This is a genomic window from Megasphaera paucivorans (genome assembly GCF_900103535.1).
Classification (GTDB): Bacteria; Bacillota; Negativicutes; order Veillonellales; family Megasphaeraceae; genus Megasphaera_A; species Megasphaera_A paucivorans.
The window spans coordinates 1-4,643 of record NZ_FNHQ01000061.1 but is presented as its reverse complement, the minus strand read 5'-3'; the positions used below and the strand labels follow the sequence as shown (position 1 = coordinate 4,643).

General features: G+C 39.6%; 5 protein-coding genes and 2 rRNA genes. 1 reads left to right on the top strand and 6 read right to left on the bottom strand.

Annotated features, from left to right (window positions below):
* Positions 1-173 precede the first annotated feature (173 nt).
* On the bottom strand, positions 174-791 hold the full coding sequence (locus BLR11_RS14695; RefSeq protein ID WP_091653229.1) for a sugar O-acetyltransferase: 618 nt from the start codon (positions 789-791) through the stop codon (positions 174-176).
* Positions 792-904: 113 nt separating this feature from the next.
* On the opposite strand from BLR11_RS14695, the gene BLR11_RS13715 reads away from it, so the two are divergent.
* Positions 905-1,795 carry a DMT family transporter gene (locus BLR11_RS13715; protein WP_176763017.1) on the top strand — a complete coding sequence of 297 codons (891 nt, stop codon included), beginning with the start codon at positions 905-907 and terminating at the stop codon, positions 1,793-1,795.
* 84 nt (positions 1,796-1,879) lie between these two features.
* On the opposite strand, the gene BLR11_RS13710 is transcribed toward BLR11_RS13715, so the two are convergent.
* The 5 genes from BLR11_RS13710 to BLR11_RS13690 all read right to left on the bottom strand — a co-directional run.
* Positions 1,880-2,806, bottom strand: a complete 927-nt coding sequence (locus BLR11_RS13710; protein ID WP_091653223.1) for a hypothetical protein — start codon at positions 2,804-2,806, stop codon at positions 1,880-1,882.
* 19 nt (positions 2,807-2,825) lie between these two features.
* Entirely contained in the window at positions 2,826-3,413 is a 588-nt protein-coding gene (gene pyrE, locus BLR11_RS13705) for an orotate phosphoribosyltransferase (RefSeq protein WP_091653221.1), read from the bottom strand.
* Between the two features lie 4 nt (positions 3,414-3,417).
* Positions 3,418-4,131, bottom strand: a complete 714-nt coding sequence (gene pyrF, locus BLR11_RS13700; RefSeq protein ID WP_091653218.1) for an orotidine-5'-phosphate decarboxylase — start codon at positions 4,129-4,131, stop codon at positions 3,418-3,420.
* A 231-nt stretch (positions 4,132-4,362) separates the two neighbouring features.
* Positions 4,363-4,479 (bottom strand): 5S ribosomal RNA (gene rrf, locus BLR11_RS13695).
* 79 nt (positions 4,480-4,558) lie between these two features.
* Positions 4,559-4,643 (bottom strand): 23S ribosomal RNA (locus BLR11_RS13690); the annotation flags it as partial.

The window sequence follows — 4,643 nt, the reverse complement described above, 5'->3', positions numbered from 1 at the left end:
ATAATTTTCCTATGCGTCCTCTGGCTTGGAAATCTCCTAACGAAGTCCTTCGTTCTTTTCTTGCTACTGTGTAACATATGTTTGACAAACCTACAAATATTAAGGTGGTATCATAAATTCCTGCAAAGGCTGCCAATCACACTGTCTGCGTCCAGCTAAGAGTTGCTATCATCCTATATATTTTTTTTACTGCTTTCATATATTTTCAGCCGCCCTTCCCAATAAAGTCGATCTTCTTCTGTCAAGGAACGCAATATACGGCAAGGATTACCCGCAGCAATAACATTGTCCGAAATATCTTTAGTAACTACCGATCCCGATCCAATGACCGCCCGATTTCCAATGGTAACGCCAGGGTTAATAATTGTACTGCCTCCAATCCAAACACTGTCGCCAATTTTTACTGGTTTTCCGTACTCAACACGAGTATCACGCACAGCAGCATCCAGCGGATGCATTGCCGTATAAATAGATACGCGCGGCCCCAGCAAAACATTATTACCTATCGTAATGGGGCAAACATCAAGCATAATACAATCATAATTAGCAACAAAATTTTCACCAATATAAATATTACTTCCATAGTCACAATAAAACGGTGAGCCTATCCAAAATTTCTTTCCCACACAACCTAATAATTGTTTATATAAACTATTTTTCCGATCTATTTCTCCTTCTTTACATTCGGCAATGAGTCGCTGTAATTTTCTAGAACGAAATAATAAAGCATTTAATTCACTGTCTGGAAATTTATATAATTGTCCTGACAGCATACGTTCTTTTTCTGTCATTGTACTTTCTCCCATTTCTATGTTTTTAATTCTATTGTAACTTTACCGCGATAACTTTACAAGATTAGCTCATTTGATATAATAAATACATTGCTATGAAAGGAATGTATTCTATGGTTGAAGAAAATTTCAAACGAGGGATGCTTTGCACTGTACTTGGCTCCTTGAGCTGGGGAATATCAGGTACTTGCGGACAATACCTTTTTTCTAATTATCATATTGATGCTATTTTTCTGACAAATTGCCGTCTGCTGGGGGCTGGTGCTATCCTCTTATTATTTGCACTTTCAAGTCAACGTAAACAATTGTTTGACTTATTACAAACTCGCCAAAATTGGTTTCGTCTTTTTTTATTTGCAGTTTGCGGTCTGTTATTATGTCAAATTACGTATTTATCTGCTATTCAATATTCTAATTCTGGAACAGCCACTATACTGCAAACGCTAAATGTGATTATGATGGCATTCTTATCTTGTTTCCATTTTCGCCGCTTACCGACACTACGAGAAAATATTTCTGTTGTTTTAGCACTTATTGGGGTCTTCCTCATTGCAACAGGAGGCACACCTTCTCATATGCTTCTTTCTCCCCAAGGATTATTTTGGGGAATTGGTGCAGCTATAGGCTCCGTAATTTATACTATTCTTCCGAACCGTCTGATTGTAAAGTGGGGTACTATCCCAGTCAATGGTTGTGCTATGCTTATAGGCGGCATCTTATTATCTTCTGTCTCTCACCCTTGGACTGCCTCAGTTTCTTTAGATATATACGGAATAGTAGCTATTATCTTTATTGTGCTGATTGGTACGGTTGCTTCCTTTACATTATTTTTGCGCGGTGTTGGTGATATTGGTCCCGTAAAAGCCACTTTTATAGGAACATTAGAACCCGTATCTGCTGCTTTCTCTTCTTTTTTTTGGCTTAATACCCCCTTTCGTCTTGCTGATTTTTTGGGTTTTATTTGTATTTTAACTACGGTATATCTTATTACGCTCCGACATTGATATTCATATATAAATAAAAAAACACAGATTTTCATCCAAAAAGATGGATATCTGTGTTTTTGTCTATAAAAAATGTACAATTTATCAGAACGTATCCTGCGAAAAAAGCGGTAGTTCCGGAAATCCCGAAGGGACTGGCTGTGTTAACATAAATATAAGCACCGCTAAAACAGTTAATCCCAACGCCAAATAAGAAAACTTCCCTTTATCTGATGGCACATAGACGCCGAACAGCCGAACTCCAATAGCGGCTCCAATCGTTGTAAATAAGGATCCCAGAGAAAAATAACGGTACAAAACAAAAGATACCAGCAACGCCGCTACTTGTGCAGTATTAATGACAATCGGATAACAACGGCATAACACGGAACGGTTATTGCGGTGCATAGCTCCTAGCCAATCAGAAGCATCTATCCCCGTAATTCCAGTTATAAATGCAGCACCATACAAAAGTTTATCCCAAATAGACTGCATGGCATTACGGTCTCCCACAGCCCACATAAAATAAGCAACCCCAATAATAACAATGCCATCAAAGGCAAAATACCATTCTTTAGGAATAAACTGCACCAGAGTCAAACCAATTACAACAAGTATAGAAGCAATACCGCACATAATCAGCAATTCTCTGATTGATGGACGTATTTTAGGTTCCATTTGCTTATATATCATAGCAAAAATTTCTAATAAAAATATAGCCACAAAAAATGTAATTCCCATAAAAGGCTGTATTGCAATGCCTGCTATCGTAAGAAGAATAGGAATAACAATACGTATTCCTGGAAAAAAAGTAAAATTTTTAAAACTAATACGATGTTCTTGAGAATAAATCGTAAAATATGTATATGTGTTAAAAGTCAACATAACAACTATTGCCTCCACCGGGGTAGCCCCCATGTAAAGTATAACCATCAACACACACATACTCATGTTGATTCCGGTAATACGGGCTGTTATAGAGCCGACAAGCCCGGCATTAAAAAATGGAAGAATCGCAAATAATAAGTCCATACATACATCTCCTAATATATTATTTTATGTGGTGACTGCCACGTTCTGTCATCGGAATTTTCTGTTTGCACATAGGACATTCTTCCGGTTTATATGTAGGCACTGTCAAGTGAAGCAATGCCTGAATATCTTCTTTTGGCACTCCAAACTCAGCCTTACCTCCACTGCGATCAACCAAAAGCCCCACGCCCACAATGACACCCCCACTACGTTTCACAACATTAACAACCTCTTGCACTGACCCTCCAGTAGTAACAATATCTTCAACAATGAGTACGCGTGTCCCTGGTTCAATACAAAATCCTCGCCGTAAGGTCATCACACCTTTTTCTCTTTCTGTAAAAATAGCACGTGTTCCCAAAGCCTTGCCACATTCATGCGCAAGTAAAATCCCACCTGTCATGGGACCAATAACAAGTTCAACTTGTTTATCCCGAAACCGTTCTGCCAGTTCTTTACAAAGTTTTTCCGTATACTCCGGATGTTGCAATACATTGAATTTTTCCACATATAATGGGCTGTGCAATCCAGATGTCAATAAGAAATGACCTTCCAATACAGCCTTTGTATCTACTAATAATTGTTTAACTTCTGCTTCTGTCATCATACAATCATACCCCCTGAATTTCTTCTATGATTTTTTCAACGGCCAACGCTGGATCGCTTGCTTTCATAATGGGCCTCCCAATGACAAGATGGGAAGCTCCGCAAAGTAACGCCTGTGCAGGAGTCGCTATACGTTTCTGATCATTTATTTGCGCAAATGCTGGTCGGATGCCTGGCGTAACAATAAGGAAATCATCCCCACAGCATTTACGAATATCCATCGCTTCATGCGGCGATGCCACGACTCCATCAATACCAGATTTTTTAGCTAAGATAGCCAACCGTTTCACTGCATCTTTAAGCGGTACTGCACCTCCAACCTGCTGCCAGCTTCTTTCATCGAAACTAGTCAATACAGTAACTGCCAACAATTGCGGTGAAGATATTTGCAGTTTTTCTGCTTCATTTTTCACAGCTTCTGCAGCAGCCAGCATCATGGCTTCGCCGCCAGTTCCATGCAAGGTCATAAAATCCGCTCCCAATCTTACGAGAGCTCTTAAACTCTGATCTACCGTATTAGGAATATCATGAACTTTTAAATCGAGAAAAACTTTTTTCCCCTGATCTTTCAAATATCGAACAGAGTCTGGTCCAGCACTATAAAATAATTCCATGCCAACCTTATAAAAAGAAATATTCTCTCCCAACATTTTCACAATTCTTTGCATATCATCTAATGAATGAACATCCAATGCTGCAATAATTCTATTATCTGCCATATTATTCCTCCCATATCAAAAAAGCTCCCCGTGCCATATACGGAAAGCCTTTGTGTTAAGGCATATCTAATTAATTATGTCATGTTTTCCATACACTGTCAATGAAGGTTCCTCCGTTTTATCCCCCCACCCAATATGCACAACCAGAAAAAGATTACGGATAACTATGTCCGGATAGGCAATATCCAGACAAAAAAAACACCAGCATACCATTACGGCATGCTGGCTTTCAATCAGCGGCTTCCTATCCTCCCAGGGCGCTTCCACCCAAGTACTTTCGGCGTTTGCGGGCTTAACTGCTGTGTTCGGCATGGGAACAGGTGGATCCCCGCAGCTATCGCTACTGAATTATTCAGGGTCATACCCTGACAACCACAAAGAAAAGTATCTGCGAATCAAAGGCCATACATAGTCTTGCATACTTGCTTAAGTCAAGTCCTCGGTCTATTAGTACCGGTCCGCTCCATACATCACTGTACTTCCACTCCCGGCCTATCAACCACATCGTCTCT

What these genes read in the sequence shown, in the direction of transcription:
- BLR11_RS13715 (WP_176763017.1), top strand. Translation starts at nt 905, where the DNA reads ATGGTTGAAGAAAATTTCAAACGAGGGATGCTTTGCACTGTACTTGGC.
- BLR11_RS14695 (WP_091653229.1), bottom strand. Translation starts at nt 791, where the DNA reads ATGACAGAAAAAGAACGTATGCTGTCAGGACAATTATATAAATTTCCA.
- BLR11_RS13710 (WP_091653223.1), bottom strand. Translation starts at nt 2,806, where the DNA reads ATGGACTTATTATTTGCGATTCTTCCATTTTTTAATGCCGGGCTTGTC.
- pyrE (WP_091653221.1), bottom strand. Translation starts at nt 3,413, where the DNA reads ATGATGACAGAAGCAGAAGTTAAACAATTATTAGTAGATACAAAGGCT.
- pyrF (WP_091653218.1), bottom strand. Translation starts at nt 4,131, where the DNA reads ATGGCAGATAATAGAATTATTGCAGCATTGGATGTTCATTCATTAGAT.